Here is a 21,701-nt window from a genome sequence, read left to right as displayed (position 1 = left end):
CGCTCGCTTCGATCGGCCCGCTCGCCGCGGGCACGCAGGAGGACGGCCCCGGTTCGTTCGACAGTGTCGTCCGGAACTGCACGTGGCAGGCGGACGCCTCGACGGTGTCGGTGAGCATCTGGCGGTACTGGGCGCCGCGGATGCCACACGCGTCCTTCCTGAATCTGAGCATGCTGTGCTCGGGCGTGGGCACACCGGCCCGGTGCCGACCAGGGTGCCTGCCGCGACGGCGTGCTCGGGTTCGGTGCGGCTATCTCGGCGCGCTTGTGACCGGCGCGTCCACGGGCTGTCCGTCTCGCCCGGCGAGGCGTTCCTCGACCCGGCGGATGAGGGACCGGACGCGCTCGTCGCGGGCCAGCCGGTCGTCGAGGACCACGTTGACGACGCCGCGCAGCAGGGCGTACGCCTCCCACTGGCGGGGCGCGATGGTGCGGGGGGCGCGGCGCAGGATGCCGTCGGCGATGGAGACGGCGGCCTCGCGGGCGGTGATGCGCTGGTCCAGCGGCCAGGGCAACAGGCCGCCCACCTCGCGGCCGAGCTCGTCCTCGTCGAGGGTGTGCCGGGTCATCGCGGTCTCCACGATGCCGAGGTAGGCCACGCCCGCGCTGGCGCCGAGCCCGGCCAGCTCCACCCGCAGAGCCCGGCCGAACTGTTCGACCGCGGCCTTGGTGGTCATGTACGGCGAGCCGGCCATGCCGGGGGCGAACGCCGCGGCCGAGGAGACCACCACCACGTGGCCGCCGGTGGCGACGATGTCGTCCAGCGCGGGGTGCACGGTGTTGAACACGCCGGTGAGATTCACCGCGACGACACGGTCGAAGTCGGCGGGGTCCATCGTGCGGATCGTGGCGGGCTCGGGCACCACCCCGGCGTTGGCGACCACCACATCGATGCGGCCGAAGTGTTCGCGCACCCGGGCGACGGCCGCGCGCATGGCCGCCCGGTCGCGCACATCGGCGGCGAGGGCGTACCCGCGGATGCGCAGATCACGGGCCGCGGATTCGGCCGCGGCGGCGTCGATGTCGACGACGGCCACGTGGGCGCCGCGCGCGGCGAGCAGCCGGGCCAGTTCCCGGCCGATGCCGGTGCCCGCGCCGGTGACCAGCGCGACCCGTCCCTCAAGGTCGAAGATCGGCGGGCCGGAGACCGCGGCGAACGGGACGGCGGCGAGCAGCCCGCGCAGCCCTGGCAGTTTCATCGGGTCCTCATCTCGTACGAGTCGGCGTCGAAATGCCGTGTGCGGCGAGCGTATTCGAAGCTCCAGTTCGGGTACAGACCGGAGTTGGCGCCGTCGGCGGTCTGGTAGTAGCTGCGGCACCCGCCGGTCAGCCAGGCGGTGTCGCGACTGCGGGCGTTGACGTCGTCGAGGAAGGCTCGCTGCACCTCCGGGCGCACCGCCACCCGCGTGACACGCTGGGCGCGCATGGTTTTCAGCGCGTCGACGATGTAGCGGGCCTGCGCCTCGATCATGAAGATGGCCGACTGGTTGCCCGCCGCGCCGAACGGGCCGAGGGTGCAGAAGAAGTTCGGGAATCCGGCAATGGCCGCGCCGAGGTAGCTGCTGGGCCGTTCCCGGTAGATGTCGGCGATGGAGCGTCCGTCGACGCCGTGCACCCGCTGGAAGATCGCGGGCGGCACCCCGAAGCCGGTGCCCCAGATCAACGTGTCGATCGGGTAATCGGCACCGTCCACGGTGACGATGGAGTGCGGCCGGATCTCGGCGATGCCCGCGGTGACGACCTCGACGTTCGGCTGGGTCAGGGCGGGATAGTAGGCGTCGGAGAAGATCGCCCGCTTGCAGCCGATCACATAGTCGGGGGTGAGGATGCGCCGCAGCCGCGGATCGCGGACCTGCCGCAGCAGTTGCAGTTTGGCCAGGGTCTCGAACGGGTGACGGAAGCGCTTGTCCACGAAACCGACCAGGCCGAAGCTCTCGATGCCGGTGTAGTAGGCGCCGCGGATCGCCTTGCCGAGCGCGGGCAGGCGTCGCAGCAGTGCCCGCTCCACGCCGGTGGTGCTGCGATCCAGCCGCGACACGATCCACGGCGCCGACCGCTGGAACACCGTCAGCTGCCCGACCAGTGGCTGGATCTCCGGGATGAACTGCACCGCCGAGGCCCCGGTGCCGATCACCGCGACCCGCTCACCGCGCAGGTCGTGCTCGTGATCCCAGTGCAGCGAATGGAACTGGGTGCCGGCGAAGCTCGCCCGGCCCGGCAGGTCGGGGATGCTGGCCTCGCTGAACGGCCCGACCGCGGAGATCAGCACGCCCGCGGTGTAGTCGCCGCGGCTGGTCGACACGCGCCAGGCCTCGGCGTCCTCGTCCCAGCGCGCGTCGCGCAACTCGGTGCCGAACCGCATGTGCGCCACGACGCCGTGTTCGGTGGCGACACGCTCGAGGTAGCCGAGGATCTCCGGCTGCGTGCCGTAGGTGCGTGACCAGTCCGGGTTGGGCGCAAAGGAATACGAGTACAGCTGCGAGGGCACGTCGCAGGCGCAGCCGGGATAGGTGTTGGCCCGCCAGGTGCCGCCGAGGCCCTCGGCGCGTTCCAGGACGACGAAGTCGGTGAGGCCCGCGGCGCGCAGTTCGACGCCGAGGGCGATGCCCGCGATGCCCGCCCCGATGATCACCACGGGGACGTGCGCGGCAGTGTTGTCGGTCGCCACGGCGGCGACTCCTTCCCGGGGCGGGTGCCCCTTCACAGATCCAGCACCAGGTCGCCGTCGGCGGCGCGCGAGACGCAGGTGAGCATCGACTCGGCTCGCTCGGCGGCCGACAACGCGCGGTCGCGGTGATCCACCTGCCCGGCCAGCACGCGCACCTTGCAGGTGCCGCAGTAGCCCTGCCGGCAGGAGTAGGCCACCCCGGGCAGCACGCGGCGGATCGCGGCCAGCGCCGTCTCCTCCGCACCGACCCGCACCTGGGTTCCACTGCGCGCCAAGGTGATCGCGAACTCCGCACCGCCCGCCACCGGTGGCGGGGAGAAGCGTTCGGTGTGCAGCGAGATGGACGGATCGTCGCCGACCGCGCGCACCGCGGCGGCCAGCATCGGGGGCGGACCGCACACGTAGACGGCCGTGCCGGGCAGCGCGGTCCGCACGATCGCGGCGACATCGGGCTGCCCGTATTCGTCGTCGGGCCGGATATCGATGTCGGCGCCGGGCACGGCGGCGAGTTCGGCACGGAACGGCATGCTCGCCAGGGAGCGGCCGGTGTAGACCAGGCGGGCGTCGCGGCCGGCGGCCCGCGCGGCGCGCACCATCGGCAGGATCGGGGTGATGCCGATCCCGCCCGCGAGGAACAGGTAGCGGGGCGCGGCGACGAAGTCGAAGGCGTTGCGCGGGCCGCGGATCCGCAACCGGTCGCCGATGCGCACGGTGTCGTGGATCTCGCGCGACCCGCCGCCGCCGTCGGCGATGCGGCGCACCGCGATCCGGTAGCGGCGCCGGTCGGCCGGATCGCCGTTGATCGAGTACTGCCGCTGCGCGCCGGAGGGCAGGAAGACGTCGAGGTGCGCGCCCGGCGTCCAGGCGGGCAGCTGCGTGCCCGCCGGGTGGCGCAGCGTCACGGCCACGACGTCCTCGGCCACGGTCTCGATCCGCTCGACCACCACCGGCAGGTCGTAGCCGGTGCGCCGGACCGGCTGGGGGCGGGAGAGCAACGGCGCGGCCGGACTCTGCACGAACAACCGTTTGTAGGCGTCGGTGGCCGAGACGATCAACCGGATGCCGGCACCGGGCCGGTAACCGGTGGTCATGACTGTCCGCCGCGGGCGGCGGGCGAGGTGGCCAGGTAGCGCAGCGCGTTGTCCATCGGGCCGAGCTGGGAGGGATGGAAGCCCGGGCGCAGGTAGCGCGGAATCTCGGTGAAGAAGGTGGTGAAGCTGGGCACCACGCCGCGCAGGGACGCGCTCGCCAGCTGCAGCGGCCACCAGCGGCCCTTGCGCGGCGAGGGATCCTTGGCGAACAGGTAGCCGCCGGAGGCGATGAACAGCACCAGCAGGCCCATGCTCGCGATCAGCGCCTGCCGCGCCTTGCGGGCGTAGCTGCCGTCGACGTGCATGTAGGCGTCGTAGACCACGCTGCGATGCTCCACTTCCTCGGCGCCGTGCCAGCGGATCAGATCCAGCATGGCCGGGTGCATGCCCTTGTCCTCGAGCACGTCGTTGGTGAGCAGCCATTCCCCGATCACGGCCGTGTAGTGCTCCATGCCCGCGAACAGCGCCAGCCGTTCGCACAGCCAGGCGTGCGCCGCCTTGCCGGTGAGTCCGTGGTCGCCGAGCACGCGGTCGACCAGCCAGGCGACCAGCTCGACCATCGGCCCGACCTCGAGGCCGAGCCGCTCGAGCTGCCGGCGTGCCTCTTCATGGGAGCTGGCGTGCATGGCCTCCTGGCCGATGAAGCCACGCACCTCCTCGGCCAGCCGTTCGTCGGAGATCAGCGGCAAGGCCTCGGCCAGGGCGGCGGCCATCGCCCGTTCCCCTTCGGGCAGCACCAGATGCATCACGTTGATGATGTGGGTGGCCATCACCTCGCCGGGGATGTAGTGCATCGGCACGGTGGAGAAGTCGAAGGCGACATCGCGGGGGTGGATCGCATGCGCCTGCTCGGTATACGCGGCAGTACCCATCGGACTGTCCTCACGTCTCGTCGTTGAAACCGGAGAACTAGACGATATTTGCTGACATCAGTCAATGTCAACATCAGGTGATGTCAACTTTTCGGTGTGAGAGGATCGAGGCATGGTCGCCGATTCCGAGGGAGCTTTCGCGGGCATGCGCACGTGGCGGGGCCTGGCCCCGGCCGACCGGATCGCCGCGCGCCGGGCACAGCTGATCGAGGCGGCCACCGAACTGATGGCCACCGTCGGCGCCTCGGAGGTGTCGATGCGCGGGGTGTGCCGGCAGGCCGGGCTCACCGAGCGGTACTTCTACGAGAACTTCCCGAACCTCGACGCGCTGCTCACCACGGTGCTCGAGACCGTGGTGGTCGCCGCGCGGGACCGCCTCCTCGAGGCACTGACCGAAGCGCCGCTCGAACGCGACGCCATGTTCGAGCACGTGGTGGCGACGTTCACCGACTTCCTGCTCGAGGACCGCAGGCGCGGGCGGATCATGTTCGTCGAATCGCAGGCGACCCCGGTACTGAGCAAACGCGGCGACGAGCTCATCGCCCTGTTCACCACACCCATCGCGATCACCATCGGTGGCGGCGACCAGCGCATGCCCCCGCCGGACCATCTCGACAGCATGCTCAACGCCAATGCCATCTTCGGCGCGCTGGCCTACCTCTACCGGCCGTGGCTGGACGGCACGTTCGAAGTACCGCGCGAGCGCTTCGACCGGCACGCCGTGCGCGCCTTGACGAACCTCTCGCTCGTCCGTTCCGCCGACGAGGCTGCCGCACAAGCGGATTCCCGCTCTCCCCGGCAGTGAAGTCAGTCACAATCCACGGCCCCCGGCAGTCGTCCCGGTGCGAGTAGCCCGCCGATCGCCACCGCCGGGCGGGCAGGCGGCCGGTCGGTCGCGAGAGGCGAGGCGAATCACCGTCGGGCGCAGGGTTGTTCCCGTGCGGTAGCCGACTGTGAGCGGTCATAGCCGATCGGTCACCGACCTGTGAACCGAGCCGACACCGTCCGGTCTCCCCCGCCCCAGCGCGGCCACGCACGCGAATCACACTGGCGCCCAGACTAGTTACTCTCCGGTAATGTCCGCTGCGCGATCAGCGTCGATCCGCCACCGACAGTCCTCGGCGATTTCCAGGAGATGCCCGTGTCGCATTCCCGCTTCGAATCCCTCGGCGCGTACCTTCCCTCGACGGTCGTCTCGACACAGGAGCTGATCTCGCGGTTGCGGCAACCGCCCGCGTTCGATCTCGAACGGATCACCGGCGTGCGGGAGCGCCGGATGCGCGACACGAACCCGGCCGCGCCCGAGGACTCGTTCACCCTCGCACTGCGCGCCGCCGAGGACTGTCTGTCCCGATCCCGTTATGCCCCTGGCGAACTCGATGTGATCGTCTCCAGCTCCATCACACGCAGCAGGCACGGCACGCGGATGTACATGGAACCCTCCTTCGCGTCCATGATCGCGAAGGAGATCGGCGCCCACACGGCGATGACCTTCGACGTGTCCAACGCGTGCGCCGGAATGCTCACCGGCACCTACATTCTCGACCGGATGATCCGCACCGGTGCCGCCCGCACCGGCATGGTGGTCAGCGGGGAGGCGATCACCCCGATCGCCGAGACCGCCGTCGAGGAGATCTCCGACACCTACGATCTGCAGTTCGCCTCGCTGTCGGTGGGCGACTCCGGGTGCGCGGTGGTGCTGGACGAATCGGTCGACGACGCCGACCGCATCCACTACATCGAGCTGCTGACCGCCGCCGACCACGCGCACCTGTGCCTGGGCATGCCCAGCGGCCGCACCCAGGGCGTGGCGCTCTACACCGACAACCGGCGGATGCACAACGAGGCCAGGTTCCTGCTGTGGCCGCACAGCCAGGCCGGCTACCTCGAACGGCACGGTCGCGACTTCGCCGACGAGGGCTTCGATTTCGTCATCCACCACCAGTTCGGCGCCGCGGCTGTGCCGCACATGAACGCGCTCGCGGCGCGCGAGTTCGGCGCACCGATGCCGCCCGACCTCAACGTCATCGACAAGTACGGCAACACCTCCACCACCTCGCACTTCCTCGTGCTGCACGACCAGCTCGGCGCGCAGCGCATCCCCGCGGGGTCGAAGCTGCTGATGGTGCCCGCCGCCTCGGGCATCGTGACCGGTTTCCTGTCCACCACCGTCTCCTCCCTGAAGGTCTGAGGTATCGACATGGGCGTGCGAATCACATCCACCGGCGTGAGCCGCTCGGGAGAGACCCACAGCGTGGTCACCCACGGCGGCCGGGCGGCGCGACAGGCGATGCAGCGGGGCGGGGTGCGGCCCGAACAGATCGGCGTGCTGATCAACACCGGCGTCTTCCGTGACTCCAACACCGTGGAGCCCGCGGTGGCCGCGCTGATCCAGCAGGCGGCGGGCCTCGGCCTCGAGTACGACAAGGGCGATCCGACGACGTTCTCCTTCGACCTGATGAACGGCGCGGCCGGGGTGGTCGACGCGATCGGCGTCGCGAGTGCCGTCCTGGGCGCCGGCGGCGTCGAGCATGTGCTGATCGTCGCGGGCGACACCCACCCGTCGCTGACCCGCGCGGTCGCCGACGACGCATTCCCCTATGCGACGGCGAGTGTGGCGATATTGCTCGAGCGGACCGACGAGCCCGACGGGTTCGGCCGCGTGCACACCGCCGCCGCGCCCGGCGATCCCGGCACCCGGGCCTACGTGGACACGGCCACGATGGGGACAGCCGGACGCGGGGTGATGACCGTCGAGCGGGACGCCGACTTCGAGGACCGGCTGCTGCCGGTGGCGCTCGCCGCGGCCCGCGCGGCGCTCGACGATTCGGACGATCCGGCCACCACCGCGCTCATCGCATCCACCCCCGGCCCGCGGTTCCCGCTGCGCCTGGCCGAGGCGCTCGGCCTGCCCGCCGACGCGGTGCGGCTGCCCGACCTCACCGACGGCGACCCGCACACCGCCGCGCTGCCGCTGGCCTACGACCGCGCGGTGCGGGAACAGACACTGGCGGACTACACCTCGGTGCTGTTCGTGGCCGCCGGCGCGGGCCCCGCGGCGAGTGCCGTGCGCTACCGGCTGCCCGCCCTCGTGGGGGCGCGGCCGTGACGGTGCGGTGGTGGGCGCCGGTCGAGCGGTTCCGCGAGTTCGCCCGCGCGGACCCGGACCGGGCGGCGGTGATCCACCCGGACGGTATCGGCGGGGACGGACTGCCCCGGTACCGCACGCTGACCCGGCGGGAACTGGACGACTGGTCGGAGGCGATCGCGCGTCGCCTGCTCGACGCGGGCGTCGATACCGGCACGAGAACCATCGTCCTGGTGTTGCCCGGCCCCGAGCTCTACGCGATCCTGCTGGGACTGTTCAAGATCGGCGCCGTACCGGTGGTGATCGACCCGGGCATGGGCATCCGCAGGATGCTGCGGTGCCTGCGCGCGGTGGACGCGGCGGCTTTCATCGGTATACCCCGGGCACAGGTACTGCGAGTGCTGTTCCGCCGCAACTTCGCTGGGGTGCGGACCGTGGTGACCGTGGGCAGGCGCTGGTGCTGGGGCGGATTCCGGCTGGCCGAGTTCGGCCGGGCACCGACGGGCGCGGGCGTGCTCGAAGGTGCGGCCGCCGACCCGGACGAGCCGCTGTTGATCGCGTTCACCACCGGCAGCACCGGCCCGGCGAAGGCGGTGCGGTTGACGCACGGCAACCTGACCGCCATGCTCGCCGCGGTCGATGCCGAGCGCGACCACGTCCCGCCGGACACCTCCCTGGTCACACTGCCACTGGTCGGCGTCCTCGATCTGCTGCTCGGCGCGCGCTGCGTGCTGCCGCCGCTGATCCCGAGCCGGGTCGGCTCGACCGACCCCGCGCACGTGGTCGACGCAATCACCCGCTTCGGCGTCCGCACCATGTTCGCCTCCCCCGCCGTCCTCGTCCCGCTGCTGCGGCATCTGCGCGCGCACCCGGCCGCGTTGCCGACCCTGCGCAGCGTCTACTCCGGCGGCGCCCCGGTGCCCGCCTGGTGCATCGCCGGGCTGCGCGACGTGCTGGCCGAGGACGTGCTCGTCTACGCCGGGTACGGCGCCACCGAAGCGCTGCCGATCTCCACCGTCGAATCGCGGGAATTGCTGGGCGGCTTGGTGATCCGGGCGCACCGCGGCGAGGGCACCTGTCTGGGGCGGCCCTCCCCCGGCGTGCAGGTGCGGATCGTCGCCGTCACCGACGAGCCGATCCCCACGTGGGCCGAGGCCGAGGCGCTGGCTCCCCGGCTGGCCGACACCGACGGAATCGGCGAGATCGTGGTAAGCGGAGCACATGTCAGCACCGGGTATCACTGGCCCGCCGAGGCCGACCGCGTCGGCAAGATCACCGACGACGGGCGGGTGTGGCACCGCACCGGTGACCTCGGCCGCCTCGACGAGCAGGGCCGGATCTGGTTCTGCGGGCGCAAGAGTCAGCGGGTGCGGACCGCCGCCGGGACGCTGTGCACGGTACAGGTCGAGCAGGTGTTCAACGCGGTGCCGGGCGTTGCCCGGACCGCTCTGGTCGGCGTCGGAGCGCCCGGCGCACAACGCCCGGTGCTGTGTGTGGAGACCGAGCCGGGCGCCGACCGGCTCGCCGTCGAACTACGGCTGCGCACCCGAGGGGCCGAGTTCGCGCTCACCGAATCGATCGACGACTTCCTGTTCCACCCGGGGTTCCCGGTCGACATCCGGCACAACGCCAAGATCGGTCGCGAGCAGCTCGCCCGTTGGGCCGCCGGGCGGTCCACCGCCGGACCCGCTGGCCTGCGGGAGGTGATCCGGCGATGAGAGTTGCCGTCCTGCGGTCGATTCCGCTGATCGGGTGGCTCTACCTGGTCGCCGGGTTGGTCCTGGCCCGCTCGGGCCACGCACCACGCGACCCCATCCTGCGGACGCTGTGGTGGATCGATGCGTTCCTCAGTGTGGTCGTGCACGCCGCCCAGATTCCGGCGGCACTGCGGGCGGCCGCGGAGTCCGGTCGTCCCGCGTGGCGGACGGCGGTGCTCACCCAGATCTTCGGTCTCACCTGGTGGCGCACCGCGCCCGGCGCGCGGGAGGTGCCACGATGAAGGTGCTCGTGACCGGTGCGTCGGGCTTCCTCGGCGGTGCGCTGGTGCGCAGGCTGGTGCGGTCCGGGGCCCACGAGGTGACGGTGCTGGCCCGCCCCGCCAGCGATCTCGGCGGCCTCGGTGACGCGCTGGCCCGGGTGCGGGTGGCCCGTGGCGATCTCACCGACCCGGCCTCACTCGCGGCGGCGGTGGTGGGCGCCGAGGTCGTCGTGCACAGCGCGGCGCGGGTGGACGAACGCGGCACCCGCGCGCAATTCGAGCGGGAGAACGTGCACGGCACCGAGGCCCTGCTCGCCGCGGCCCGCGCGGCGGGCGTGACACGGTTCGTCTTCGTCTCCAGCCCGAGCGCCCTGATGGATCGCGACGGCGGCGACCAGCTCGACATCGACGAATCGGTGCCCTACCCCCGCCGCTACCTCAACCACTATTGCGCGACCAAGGCCGCCGCCGAACGCCTGGTGCTGGCCGCGAACGCGCCCGGCTTCACCACCTGCGCGCTGCGGCCACGGGCGATCTGGGGTGCGGGTGACCGGTCCGGGCCGATCGTGCGCCTGCTGACTCGTACCGCCCAGGGACGCCTGCCCGACCTCTCCGGCGGCCGCGACGTCTACGCCTCGCTGTGCCACGTGGACAACATCGTCGACGCCTGCGTCAAGGCGATGACCGCCGACACCGTCGGCGGCAGAGCCTATTTCGTGGCCGATGCGGAGCGGACGAACGTGTGGCGGTTCCTCGCCGAGGTGGCCGAACGGCTGGGCTACCGGCCACCCACCCGCCGCCCGGACCCGCGGGTGCTGCGCGCGGCGGTGACGGTGATCGAGGCGCTGTGGCGGATCCCGCCGATCGCCGCACGCTGGTCGCCGCCGCTGTCGCGCTATGTCGTCGCGCTGATGACCCGTTCGGCCACCTACGACACCTCGGCCGCCGCCCGCGACCTCGGCTACCGGCCGATCGTCGACCGGGACACCGGCTTGACCGCGTTCCTCGACTGGCTGGCCGCCGAAGGCGGCGTCGAGGCCGTCACCCGCCACGTCCGCTGAGCATCCGGAGCCGAGCTTGACCTACCGCCGTCGCATCACGCCCACCGAACGTCTCTACCTCGCGGCCAGGGAGGTGGCGCCGCCGTTCCTGATGCACCTGGTTGTGCACGGCAGCGGCGCGATCGACCCGGCGCGGCTGCAGCGGGCCGTCGACCTCGCCTCGGCCGCGAATCCCGGTGCGCGCCTGGTACGCGACGGCGCGCACTGGATCGACAGCGGCGTGGCGGCGCGGGTGCGCGTGGTCGCCGAGCACACGCTCACCTACCCGGAACTCGAGGCCGATCCGGTCCTCGGCAGCCCGATCGAACCCACCGCCGACCGCACCTGCGAGGTTCTGCTGCTCACCGCCGATCCGGTGACCGTGGTGTTCCGCGTGTTCCACGGGGTGATGGACGGGATGGGCGCGCGACTGTGGGTCGACGACGTCTTCCGGGCGTTGCGCGGCGAGGACCCGCTCGGCGCGCCCGACCCGGTCGCGGACGCCGACCTCGTCGCCCGGCTCGGCGCGCAGGGCACGCCCACCCGGCTGCTGCCCGTGCATCGCAGCGCCGCGGGTCACGGACGCCAGGACCCGGCGCGCCGCGCGCTGCTGCGGCACCGGACCGTCGCCGCGGGCGGCAAGGGCGTGGTCGCGCGGATCGCCGCCGCGCTCGCCGACGCCGCGGGCAGGCCGTCGCGGATCATGATCCCGGTCGATCTGCGCAGACACGATCCGCGGCTGCGCTCCACCGCCAACCTCGCCCTGCCACTGTTCGTCGACGTCGCGCCGGGTGACGGCGGGCAGCGGGTGAGCGCGGCCATGCGGGCCGGGCTGGCCGCCCGCCGCGAGCTGGCCGAGATGGACAACGGCGGGCTCACCGCCTTCCCACCGGCGGTGGTGCGTGGCGCCCTGCGGGCGGGCAACCTGCTCGGTGCCCGCACCGGACGGAACCTGGTGTCGGCCACGGTCTCCCACATGGGCACCGTCGACCTCGCCGCGCTCACCGCACCCGGCTTCACGCCGACCACGATGCGGATTCTCCCCCAGCACAGCGGGATCATGCCGCTGCTGTTCGGCATCCTGGAGACCCCGGCCGGGCTGGAGATCACCGTCTCCTGCCGCAACGGCGCCGGAGTCGAAGCGCGCCTGGAGGCGCTGCTCGACCGGATCGCCGCCGCCCTCGAAGGCGACCACACCGGGGCCGGCACCGGGCACTGACGCACCCGCCGTCTGCTCCGGTTGACATGAACCGACCGGTTGCTGGACCTGCCTGCGCGAGGCGCGGACCTGCCGAGACGCGGCCCCGACGGCCGGATTGGCGCGAACTTCCAGCGATGTGATATGGCCGTGTCCTGGGTCACCTCCGGCGAAAGTGCAGTTTTGAACGACCACTATGCTCTAAATTCGCACCCTGCATGTTCGTCGTTCGGGATGCCGATGGTCCGTCGCACAGCGGGCCGGCATCCGCCCAGCGAGGAGGTCCATTCACGTGGAGATCGACCATTTCAGTCACGGCTTGCTCACCCCCGTGGTGGCCTACCTGTTGTCGTTCACCGGTTCGTTGCTCGGCTTGCGCTGCATGACTCGCGTGCGCACCGCGTCCCCGTTCGACGGCTGGCTCATCGCCGCGTCCGTGGCCATCGGCGGCACCGGCATCTGGGTCATGCACTTCGTGGCCATGCTCGGCTTCCGCATCCACGGCGCGTCCATCAAGTACGACGTGCCGGTCACGTTGGCGAGCGCGATCATCGCCATGCTCGTGGTGTGGATCGGGTTGTGCCTGGCCCAGCAGCCGCGCCTCGGCCAGCAGGCCCTCGTCGTCGGCGGCGTGGTGACCGGACTCGGCGTGGCGGCCATGCACTACTCCGGCATGTACGCGATGAAGACCGACGTCGAAATCGGCTACGAGTGGTCGAAAGTGGTCCTCTCGCTGGTGATCGCCGTCGTCGCGGCCACCGCGGCGCTGTGGTTCACCCTCAACGTCCGCGGCACCCTGTCCACCATCGGCGCCGCGCTCGTGATGGGCCTGGCCGTCGCGGGCATGCACTACACCGGCATGTTCGCCATGCACCTCGGCCACCAGCACCACACCCCGCCCGCGGGCGCGGGCGCGAGCCAGCTGCTGACCCCGCTGATCGTCAGCGTCAGCCTGCTCACCATCGGCATGCTCTTCCACCTCGGCCTCACCGACATCAACGGCCCCGACCGCCGTTTCGCGCGTCGCGCCACGGATCAGGCGTATTGGCCCACGCGGGAGTGATTTCGGGAGAAACCGATTCCGTGGAACCGATCTTCCGGTCGGTGCGTCAGAACCAGGACACCCACCGACCGAGGAGGTTCCCCGTGCCCGATCCACTCGCCCCGTCGTCGAACCGCCTGCGATGGGAGCACGCCGCACTGGCCGACCTCGACCGCGCCTGCACCGGATTGCTCGAGGCATTGACCGCGGCGCACGATCAGGCACGCGCGCTGGCCGAGCGCCCACACTGGGGTCTCGGCGAGGCCGACCCCGCCCTCCACTCCGCGGCCGCCCTGGCGGAACTGTTCCGCGAGAAGGCGTCCGATACACCCGGCGGAGTCGGCGGGGCACTCGCGGCGCACACGGCGGAGGTCACCGAATTCCGCGACCTGATCGCCGCCGTCTGCGCCGCGCTCCCGAACATCGACACAGGATCGGCTCGGAGACTCGACGGACCGCTCTCCTAGCGCGTGTGTCACGACCTGAACGACGGCCCGGTCGGGATGCGCTACTCCACGAGCCCGACCGGCCCCGCCTGACAGTCCTCCGGCCGACGGACCCAAGCGGCACACGCTGCGCATCGAACCTTCCAGACTTCGCTCGCAGTATATTCCGCTGAGCGAACCGTCGCGTCGTAGGGCGCAATCTCCATCGTTCCAGCAGACCAGCGCGCACGGACCTGGCGGCGGCCGTCACATCCTCTGGCGAGTCAGGTCAGCAGTTCGCTTCGAACGGAAAGCACGGCTGCGGCGGCGCGACCTGCTGCGCGGGCGCGACCGGCCCCGGCACCACCTCGGTCTCGTCCGGCCGGTCCGCAGGCCCCATGTGCGTGAGGGTCAGCACGACCAGCAACAGCAGCACCCCGCCCACGAGCACCCCGAGCACCCACAGGATCGGCATGGGCGACGCGCTCCGATGACCGTGGAAATGCGGGGATCGGTTGCGCCCGCGCCGAGGCGCGGGCCGGTCCCGGAACCGAAGGGACCCCTTCACGTAGCTCCCGCCGATCCGCCCCCTGCGGGAATGCGCCCGCACCGCTTCATACCCCATGCGGTCAGTATGACGCCGGGCACCGACAACATCGGCCCCCGTCTCGGCTCGGTCGGGCACCACCAGCGTGAAGATATGGGGCAGCGCCCGAGCCGCCACGCCGAGATGCTCGAGGCTCGGCGCCAGAATCGCGACGGCCCGGACGCGGCCGGCGCACTCCGCGATGCACGCGGTCGGCATGAAGGTATCGTCATCGATGAGCAACACTTCGGCGAGGTCATAGTCGCGTGTTCGAGCGAGCCCGATCAGCGCCTGCCGATCATCGGCGGCAGAAACACTGACACTGCTGTTCACGATCCCGAGCGCGACTTCCACGGCTCCCCTCCCGTGCGGTCGCGGAAGTAGCGGAAGTCGTCCGCGCTGACCCGGATCGCGGCCACCTTGGTCGCGCAGTGCCAGGCGCAGTCGCCGTGGAGATGCAGCGCGTCGGCGGCATCGTCGGGTGAACGAACGGGCCAGTGCGGATTGTCATGACGCCCACGGTCCGTCGCAGCGAGTCCGCGAGCACTGGTGGCCCGGAGGAGTGGGATCACCGCCGTCTCCCGCTGCGGCACCTTCGATACTGAGATGTCAGCGGCCACGGCGGTCGCCTCCCTTTGCCCTGCGACCACGACACCCTGAGCCAGTCGAGTGTCAGCGCCCGCACCGGCTGACGTCCTCGGGTTCGACGCTGCCGTCGACCCCACACGAACAGTTGGCGCTTCACATGAGAATTGCACGGCCCCTGCGTTTTCGATGTTCAAGCGTTCACTCACCCCTCTCCCCTGCTGCCCTGATGGCTGGTCTCGTCAGCGGTCAGCAGCACCGCGTGGTTTGCCAAGGTACGAACAGGGAGCGGACAGTAGAACTCCTCGAGGGACACTTTCGCGGACACTTGAAACGTTCCCAACGTCCCTCAGGGACGTGGGACGATCACGTCATGACTTCTCGGCTCGAATCCGCGATGTTGAGGGCCCGGATCGACTCGGCGGCCCTGTCTGCCATCGTCGGAGTGGATGTCAAGACCGTCAGCCGGTGGCTCGGCGGGCGAGTGCCGCATCGTCGAACCAGGATTCGCATCGCTGAGGTACTCCAGGAGACAGAGGAGACGCTGTGGCCCGCCGCTCGGCCGGACTTGCTGTCCGGCGCACCGGCGACCGCCGAGGTCGTCGGCGCTTACGCACATCGGGCAGACATACCAACTGAACTGTGGGTCTCGCTGCTGCACAGTGCAACCGAGCGGATCGACATCATCGGATATGCGTACCCTTTCGTGCTCGAACTGCTTCCTGATGCTGCTGCTGTCATCGCAGCCAAGTGTCATTCAGGATGCGAAGTACGCCTCGGCTTCGCCGATCCCGACTGCGCTCACGTCATGGAGCGCGACTCATTGGAGCAGATGGGCGGGACGCTCCCCGGTCGAATCCGAAATGCCCTGTCCATGCTCGGACCACTGGCCGACACCCCTGGGTGCACGGTCGGACTTCACTCCGCACACATTTACAACTCGGTGTTCCGGTTCGACTCGGAGATGATCGTCACCCCATATCTGTTTCGGGCCAGGGGTTATCAGCACGCAGCTCTGCATCTACGACGGCTGTCGCAGCACGGCATATTCGAGTCGTTTGCCGATCAGTTCGAACAGATCTGGGGAGCTATCACACCGTACCCGACGAGAGAAGTCTCCGATGAGTGCACGGCGTGACTATTACCGCGATCCCGACGCACCCGCGGCGAACAGCCTCGTCCCCGGCGGGAGCGCCCTGGTCGTGGACGACCGGGGAGCAGTTCTCATGCAGCGCAGAAGCGATTCCGGAAACTGGTCTCTGCCCGGAGGGGTGATGGAGATCGGCGAAACACTAGAGCAGTGCGTTGTCCGGGAGACCAAGGAGGAGACAGGTCTCGATATCGAGATCACCGGGATCCTCGGTATCTACACCGATCCGGAACACGTCATTGCCTACGCAGACGGCGAGGTTCGCCAAGAGTTCAACATCACCTTCTACGGCAAGGTGGTCGGCGGAAGTCTCGCGGTCAGTTCGGAGTCGACGGATGTGCGGTTCCTGCATCTCGAGGAGTTGTCGGCACTGCCCATACACGAGACGGTCCGACTTCGGCTGAGACATCACACCGAACAACGGTCGAGCCCATACCTGGGTTGAATTGCACATTGTATGCTGCCAATCCTGTTGTGTAGAAACAGGAACTCCTCGTCGACAATCGAGGACGCTCGCCCTGGGCGGTGACGCCGGCGCGCGGCGACAGGAAGGGTGATGATCCGCGGCGTCAGGGTCGACCTTGGGGGACGGCACCACGCGAATCGTTCACATCGACTTCTGCGGCGTCCAGGGCGGCGAGCACGGCTTGCGCGGTACCGGGACGCGAAGCGGCCGCCGTCCACGTCTGTGGGCGGCGGCCGCCAGGGTCTAACCTCGCGCCGCTGAGGAATCGAAGGCGTCGAGTAGGCGCTCGGCCGCCAGAGCAGGGGTGAGCGTCCCCTCGCGCACTTCCCGCTCCACATCCGCGCGAATCGCCTTGACCTCCGGTGCTTCCGCCAGCCGCCGCAGCAATTGGTCGTGCACCATCGTCCAGGTCCAGTCGATCAACTGCCTGCGGCGTTTCTCGTCGAAAGCGCCCGCGTCGGTGAGTACCCGGCGGTGTTTGAGCACGGTTTCCCAGAACTCGTCCAGGCCGGTGCCTTCCAGGCCGCTCATGGTGAGGACCGGGGGGCGCCAGAGTGCGTCGCGCGGGTGGATCAGGCGCAGTGCGCCGGCCAGTTCGCGGGCGGCCGACTTGGCCTCGATCGCGTGCTTGCCGTCGGCCTTGTTGACGGCCACGATCTCGGCCAGTTCCAGCACACCCTTCTTGATGCCCTGCAACTGGTCGCCGGTGCGCGCCAATGTGAGGAAGCAGAACACGTCGACCATGTTCGCGACCGTCACCTCGGACTGTCCAACACCGACGGTCTCGACCAGGATCACGTCGTAGCCGGCGGCTTCGAGCAGGACGATGGTCTCCCGGGTGGCCTTGGCGACGCCGCCGAGGGTGCCCGCGGTCGGCGACGGCCGGATGAAGGCGTTGGGCTCCACCGACAATCGGGCCATGCGCGTCTTGTCGCCGAGGATCGAACCACCGGTCCGGGTGGACGACGGGTCGACCGCGAGCACGGCGACCTTGTGTCCCTTCCCGATCAGGTACATGCCGAGCGCGTCGATGAAGGTCGACTTGCCGACGCCGGGCACACCGGTGATGCCGACTCGGTTGGAGACCACGGCGGTCGCCGAATCACCGTCTTCGGGGGTGAGGCGCAGCAGCAACTGTTGCGCGAGGGCCCGGTGATCGGATCTGGTCGATTCGACCAGGGTGATCGCCCGTGCCAGGGCCGCTCGGTCGTTGCGCCGGACGGCGGCGGCGAGTTCGTCTACGTCGATCTTCCGCCGCGCCCGGGTGGGCGCGGCGGAACCCGGGTCGCTCATTCCGCCGCGGAACCCTCCAGTTCGTGACCCAGCTCGCCGGCGAGCTTGCGCAGCAGGTCGATGGCGGCGTCGGCGATGACGGTGCCGGGCGGGAAGATCGCCGCGGCGCCCGCCTGGTACAGCTCGTCGAAGTCACCGGGCGGGATGACGCCGCCGACCACGACCATGATGTCGGGGCGTCCGACATCGGCCAGTGCCTGCCGCAGGGCGGGCACCAGCGTGAGATGGCCCGCGGCCAGCGACGAGACACCGACGATGTGGACGTCGTTGTCGGCCGCCTGCTGCGCCACCTCCTCGGGGGTCTGGAACAGCGGGCCCACATCGACGTCGAAGCCGAGGTCGGCGAAGGCGGTGGCGATCACCTTCTGGCCTCGGTCGTGCCCGTCCTGACCCATCTTGGCGACGAGGATGCGCGGACGCCTGCCCTCGGCCTCGGCGAACTCCTCGACCAGCTTGCCGGCGATGGTGATGTTGGTGACCTTTCCGGCCTCGTCCCGGTACACACCCGACAGGGTACGGATCTCGGCCTGGTGGCGGCCGTAGACCTTCTCCAGCGCGTCGGAGATCTCCCCGACGGTGGCCTTGGCGCGGGCGGCGTCGATGGCCAGGGCCAGCAGGTTGTTCTCCATACCGCCCTGGGTGGCGGCGGCGGCGCGGGTGAGCTCGGCCAGGGCACGGTCGACCGCGTCCTGGTCGCGCTCGGCGCGCAGGCGGCGCAGCTTCTCGATCTGCTCGGCGCGCACGCGGGAGTTCTCGACCTTGAGGACCTCGACCGCCTGGTCCTCCTCGACCTGGTACTTGTTGACGCCGATCACCGGCTGCTGGCCGGTGTCGATGCGCGCCTGGGTGCGGGCGGCGGCCTCCTCGATGCGCAGCTTCGGGATGCCCTCCGAGATCGCCTGCGCCATACCGCCGTGCGCCTCGATCTCGGCAATGTGCGCGCGGGCACGCTCGGCCAGCTGATGGGTCAGCCATTCGACGTAGTAGGAGCCGCCCCACGGGTCGATCGGCCGGGTGGTGTTGGACTCCTGCTGGATCAGCAGCTGGGTGTTGCGGGCGATGCGGGCCGAGAAGTCGGTCGGCAGCGCCAGCGCCTCGTCCAGGGCGTTGGTGTGCAGGGACTGGGTGTGGCCCTGGGTGGCGGCCATCGCCTCGATGCAGGTGCGCGCCACGTTGTTGTAGACGTCCTGGGCGGTCAGCGACCAGCCGGAGGTCTGCGAATGGGTGCGCAGCGACAGCGATTTCGAGTTCTTCGGCTCGAACTTCGACACCAGCTCGCTCCACAGCAGCCGGCCCGCGCGCAGCTTCGCGACCTCCATGAAGAAGTTCATGCCGATCGCCCAGAAGAACGACAGCCGGGGGGCGAACTTGTCGACCTCCATGCCCGCGTCGATACCGGCCCGGATGTACTCCACGCCGTCGGCGAGGGTGTAGGCGAGTTCCAGGTCGGCGGTCGCGCCCGCCTCCTGGATGTGGTAGCCGGAGATGGAGATCGAGTTGAACTTCGGCATCTTCGCGCTGGTGTAGGCGAAGATGTCGGAGATGATCCGCATCGAGGGCTTGGGCGGGTAGATGTAGGTGTTGCGGACCATGAACTCCTTCAGAATGTCGTTCTGAATCGTTCCGGCCAGCTGCTCGGGCTTGACGCCCTGCTCCTCGGCGGCCACCACGTACAGCGCCAGGATCGGCAGCACCGCGCCGTTCATGGTCATCGACACCGAGACCTGGTCCAGCGGGATGTGATCGAAGAGCTGGCGCATGTCCAGGATCGAATCGATCGCCACGCCGGCCATGCCGACATCGCCCTGCACGCGCGGGTGATCGGAGTCGTAGCCACGGTGGGTGGCCAGGTCGAAGGCGACCGACAGACCCTTCTGGCCCGCCTGCAGGTTGCGACGGTAGAAGGCGTTGGAGTCGGCGGCCGTGGAGAAGCCCGCGTACTGGCGGATGGTCCACGGCTGGTTGACGTACATGGTCGGGTACGGGCCGCGCACGAACGGCGCCACACCCGGCACGCTGTCGAGCGGGTAGCCCGCCGCGGCGACGGCGTCCCGGTCGGCCTTGGTGAACACCGGCGGCACGTCGATGCCCTCCGGGGTCGACCAGGTCAGCTGGTCGGGGGTGTAGTTGTTGGCCGCGGCGGCCGTGCGCACGAACTCCTCGACCTGCGCGGCGTCCACCGCGGCGGGCTCGGGATCGTGCTCGGTCAGCGGCACCTCGGCGAAGTTGCCCACCAGGTGGGCCACGTCGCCCGGTTCTTCGATGTGACTGAGGGTCATCAGGCTCCCACCTTCTCCAGCAGGCCGGACAGTTGCGCCACCGCGTCGATCTTCGCGGTGAGGAAGCCGTCCGGGCGCTGCGCCGCGTCGAGGTCGGCGACGGCCTTCTCCGCGCCGGCCAGCAGCACCGTTTCCACTCCGGCCGCGCGCAGCGCCGCCACCGCCGCACCGGCCTCCGCGCCGTAACGCGCGTCCGAACCGCACAGCACCGCGATCGGGGCGCCCGCTTCCTTCGCGGCGGCCTCGACGGCCGACACCTCGAGCGGGCCCGGATTCACCGACTCGATACCGCCCGAGGCGAGCAGGTTCGCGATGAAGGTGACCCGCACGTTGTGCTCGGCCACCGTGCCCAGCGGCACCAGCAGCGCCTTCGGCCGCGCGCCGTTGGCCTCGAGGTAGGCGTCGGAGCGGTCGCGCAGCGCTTCGAAGGCGGCGCCGTAGCGGGCGATCTCGCCGGGCGTCCGCGCCTGCTCCGACAGCGGCTTCTCGGCCAGGTTCGGGAATTCGTTGACGCCGGTGACGGCGGTCCTGCGGTGCGCCACATCGGCGTCGCGGGTCGCCTTGGTCTCGGCGATCCGCTGCCCGAGCAGGCCGGCGTCCAGCGCGGCGCGGTAGCCGCCCGCCTTCTCCAGCTCCTGCATGAACTCCCAGGCCTTGGCCGCGAGCTTCGCGGTGTAGTCCTCGATGTACCAGGAACCCGCACCGGGATCCTGCACGTGACCGAGGTGGGATTCCTCGAGCAGCAGCAGCTGGGTGTTGCGCGCCATGCGGTCGGAGAACGACTTCGACACACCGAGCTCGCCGGGCGGCAGCGCGCAGTCGAACGGCAACACGGTCAGCGAGTCGGCCCCGCCGACGCCCGCGCCGAACGCGGCCAGCGTGGTGCGCAGCATGTTCACCCACGGATCACGCTTGCTCATCATCGCGGCCGAGGTGACCGCGTGCTGGGGGGCGCCGCCGAAGTCGGGCGCGCCGCAGACGTGCGCGACCCGCGCCCAGACCGTGCGCGCCGCGCGGAATTTCGCGATGGTCGCGAACTGGTCGTCGGTGGCGGCGAGGCGGAACTCCAGCTGACCCAGCGCGTCGGCGATGTCGACACCGGCGCCGGTGAGCGCGCGCAGGTACTCGAGGCCGGCGGCCACCACGGCGCCGAGTTCCTGGGCGTCGGAAGCGCCGGCGTTGTGGAAGACGGTGCCGTCCACGGTGATCGCGCGCACTGTCTCGGTGCGCGCGACGGCCTGCTTCGCCAGCTCGACGGCCCGGTCCGAGTCGACGTCGGCCGCACCGGCGAAGCGGCTGGTCAGCGGCGCGGCGCCGAGGCCGATCCGGATGGCCGCGCGGTCGTCGACGCGGTAGTCGTCGAGCACCGCGTACAGCTGCGCGGCGGCCTCGGGCAGGGCCGCGCCCGCGGCCAGGCTGAGCGGCGCGAGCTCGAACAACAGACCGCGCAGGGCGGTCGGCAGTTCGGCGACGGGCACGCCGTGCTCGCCGACGCCCACCCGCACGGCGCTCAGCCCGTTCTCCAGCCCCGCGAGGATCTCCCGATTCGCCGCGGCGGCATCGGTTTCGGTGATGTCCGCGCACACGTCCCAGCCCCGGTGCACGTCAAGGGTGGCGTCCCGGCCGCGCACGAACGGGAAGACGCCGGGCAACGGCGGCTCCGGGCGCTCGTCGCGCCGCGTGTAGAGCGGGGCGACGGCCAGTCCGTCGTAGGTCGTCTGCGTGAGCAGCTGTTCCGGCTCGTCGGGCAGATCGGCCACGTCCACCTTGCGCGCCTTGGCGAGCACGCCCGCCACTCCCTTGCGCCACGCGGCGTACTGCGGAACCGTCTCCGCGCCGGGAGACGGATCTGAAGCAATCGGCATAGCTGCTGTCCCTCTTCCACTCGACCACGGGGCGCGCACCTCGTGTGTGCGCCCGATACCTCGCATTCGCCCAGCT

The 21,701-nt window shown here is 70.4% G+C and carries 20 protein-coding genes; 11 read left to right on the top strand and 9 right to left on the bottom strand.

All coding sequences use genetic code 11. The features are described from left to right. Positions 1-250: 250 nt before the first annotated feature. From AMO33_RS02885 to AMO33_RS02870, 4 genes are read right to left on the bottom strand one after another with little or no spacing between them, the layout of a single operon-like run. Complete coding sequence (locus tag AMO33_RS02885) at positions 251-1,198, bottom strand: short-chain dehydrogenase/reductase (protein ID WP_060590303.1); 948 nt, start codon at positions 1,196-1,198, stop codon at positions 251-253. After that, a complete protein-coding gene (locus tag AMO33_RS02880) occupies positions 1,195-2,667 on the bottom strand; it encodes a flavin-containing monooxygenase (protein WP_060593259.1) in 1,473 nt (490 codons plus the stop codon). Before AMO33_RS02880 ends, AMO33_RS02885 begins: the two co-directional genes overlap by 4 nt. A gap of 32 nt (positions 2,668-2,699) precedes the next feature. Continuing rightward, positions 2,700-3,758, bottom strand: coding sequence for a PDR/VanB family oxidoreductase (locus AMO33_RS02875; protein WP_060590301.1), 1,059 nt, complete (start codon positions 3,756-3,758; stop codon positions 2,700-2,702). Further along, positions 3,755-4,630 (bottom strand): metal-dependent hydrolase, encoded by an 876-nt coding sequence (locus tag AMO33_RS02870; RefSeq protein WP_011209986.1) that lies wholly within the window; start codon positions 4,628-4,630, stop codon positions 3,755-3,757. Before AMO33_RS02870 ends, AMO33_RS02875 begins: the two co-directional genes overlap by 4 nt. Before the next feature lie 112 nt (positions 4,631-4,742). On the opposite strand from AMO33_RS02870, the gene AMO33_RS02865 reads away from it, so the two are divergent. The 9 genes from AMO33_RS02865 (at position 4,743) to AMO33_RS02825 (ending at position 13,443) form a co-directional block, all read left to right on the top strand. Further along, positions 4,743-5,435, top strand: coding sequence for a TetR/AcrR family transcriptional regulator (locus AMO33_RS02865; RefSeq protein WP_011209987.1), 693 nt, complete (start codon positions 4,743-4,745; stop codon positions 5,433-5,435). Positions 5,436-5,771: 336 nt separating this feature from the next. After that, positions 5,772-6,821 (top strand): 3-oxoacyl-ACP synthase III family protein, encoded by a 1,050-nt coding sequence (locus AMO33_RS02860; RefSeq protein ID WP_167547504.1) that lies wholly within the window; start codon positions 5,772-5,774, stop codon positions 6,819-6,821. Positions 6,822-6,830: 9 nt separating this feature from the next. Next, the gene (locus AMO33_RS02855) at positions 6,831-7,739 is read left to right on the top strand and encodes a beta-ketoacyl-[acyl-carrier-protein] synthase family protein (RefSeq protein ID WP_060590297.1); all 909 of its coding nucleotides are present in this window, start codon (positions 6,831-6,833) and stop codon (positions 7,737-7,739) included. Continuing rightward, positions 7,736-9,436, top strand: coding sequence for a fatty acid CoA ligase family protein (locus tag AMO33_RS02850; RefSeq protein WP_060590296.1), 1,701 nt, complete (start codon positions 7,736-7,738; stop codon positions 9,434-9,436). The genes AMO33_RS02855 and AMO33_RS02850 overlap by 4 nt, the downstream gene beginning before the upstream one ends. Further along, complete coding sequence (locus AMO33_RS32025) at positions 9,433-9,717, top strand: hypothetical protein (protein ID WP_060590294.1); 285 nt, start codon at positions 9,433-9,435, stop codon at positions 9,715-9,717. The genes AMO33_RS02850 and AMO33_RS32025 overlap by 4 nt, the downstream gene beginning before the upstream one ends. Continuing rightward, entirely contained in the window at positions 9,714-10,757 is a 1,044-nt protein-coding gene (locus AMO33_RS02840) for an NAD-dependent epimerase/dehydratase family protein (protein ID WP_060593258.1), read from the top strand. Before AMO33_RS32025 ends, AMO33_RS02840 begins: the two co-directional genes overlap by 4 nt. Positions 10,758-10,773: 16 nt before the next feature. After that, a complete protein-coding gene (locus tag AMO33_RS02835; RefSeq protein ID WP_060590292.1) occupies positions 10,774-11,955 on the top strand; it encodes a peptide synthetase in 1,182 nt (393 codons plus the stop codon). 271 nt (positions 11,956-12,226) lie between these two features. After that, positions 12,227-12,997: an MHYT domain-containing protein gene (locus AMO33_RS02830; protein ID WP_011209993.1), complete on the top strand. Its 771-nt coding sequence runs from the start codon at positions 12,227-12,229 to the stop codon at positions 12,995-12,997. Positions 12,998-13,080: 83 nt separating this feature from the next. Further along, positions 13,081-13,443: a hypothetical protein gene (locus tag AMO33_RS02825; RefSeq protein WP_137353129.1), complete on the top strand. Its 363-nt coding sequence runs from the start codon at positions 13,081-13,083 to the stop codon at positions 13,441-13,443. Between the two features lie 247 nt (positions 13,444-13,690). Here the strand turns inward: AMO33_RS02825 and AMO33_RS02820 are convergent, their stop codons facing one another. Both AMO33_RS02820 and AMO33_RS31275 read right to left on the bottom strand, forming a co-directional pair. After that, the gene (locus AMO33_RS02820; protein ID WP_060590288.1) at positions 13,691-14,341 is read right to left on the bottom strand and encodes a hypothetical protein; all 651 of its coding nucleotides are present in this window, start codon (positions 14,339-14,341) and stop codon (positions 13,691-13,693) included. Beyond that, positions 14,317-14,607, bottom strand: a complete 291-nt coding sequence (locus tag AMO33_RS31275) for a hypothetical protein (protein ID WP_139337537.1) — start codon at positions 14,605-14,607, stop codon at positions 14,317-14,319. Before AMO33_RS31275 ends, AMO33_RS02820 begins: the two co-directional genes overlap by 25 nt. Positions 14,608-14,945: 338 nt before the next feature. On the opposite strand from AMO33_RS31275, the gene AMO33_RS02815 reads away from it, so the two are divergent. Both AMO33_RS02815 and AMO33_RS02810 read left to right on the top strand, forming a co-directional pair. Next, entirely contained in the window at positions 14,946-15,710 is a 765-nt protein-coding gene (locus AMO33_RS02815; protein WP_060590286.1) for a helix-turn-helix domain-containing protein, read from the top strand. Beyond that, complete coding sequence (locus tag AMO33_RS02810) at positions 15,694-16,167, top strand: NUDIX domain-containing protein (RefSeq protein ID WP_060590285.1); 474 nt, start codon at positions 15,694-15,696, stop codon at positions 16,165-16,167. The genes AMO33_RS02815 and AMO33_RS02810 overlap by 17 nt, the downstream gene beginning before the upstream one ends. A 264-nt stretch (positions 16,168-16,431) precedes the next feature. Here AMO33_RS02810 and meaB read toward each other — a convergent pair whose 3' ends face one another. Genes meaB through AMO33_RS02795 form a run of 3 tightly spaced genes read right to left on the bottom strand, consistent with a single transcriptional unit; the run spans position 16,432 to position 21,625 of the window. Next, the gene (gene meaB, locus AMO33_RS02805; RefSeq protein WP_060590283.1) at positions 16,432-17,481 is read right to left on the bottom strand and encodes a methylmalonyl Co-A mutase-associated GTPase MeaB; all 1,050 of its coding nucleotides are present in this window, start codon (positions 17,479-17,481) and stop codon (positions 16,432-16,434) included. Then, complete coding sequence (scpA, locus tag AMO33_RS02800) at positions 17,478-19,760, bottom strand: methylmalonyl-CoA mutase (protein WP_060590281.1); 2,283 nt, start codon at positions 19,758-19,760, stop codon at positions 17,478-17,480. Before scpA ends, meaB begins: the two co-directional genes overlap by 4 nt. After that, complete coding sequence (locus tag AMO33_RS02795; RefSeq protein WP_060590279.1) at positions 19,760-21,625, bottom strand: methylmalonyl-CoA mutase family protein; 1,866 nt, start codon at positions 21,623-21,625, stop codon at positions 19,760-19,762. The genes scpA and AMO33_RS02795 overlap by 1 nt, the downstream gene beginning before the upstream one ends. Positions 21,626-21,701: the final 76 nt, after the last annotated feature.

Source organism: Nocardia farcinica, assembly GCF_001182745.1.
In the GTDB taxonomy this organism is placed as follows: domain Bacteria; phylum Actinomycetota; class Actinomycetes; order Mycobacteriales; family Mycobacteriaceae; genus Nocardia; species Nocardia farcinica.
The sequence above is the reverse complement of the archived record's forward strand: the minus strand, read 5'-3'. Positions and strand labels throughout refer to the sequence as shown.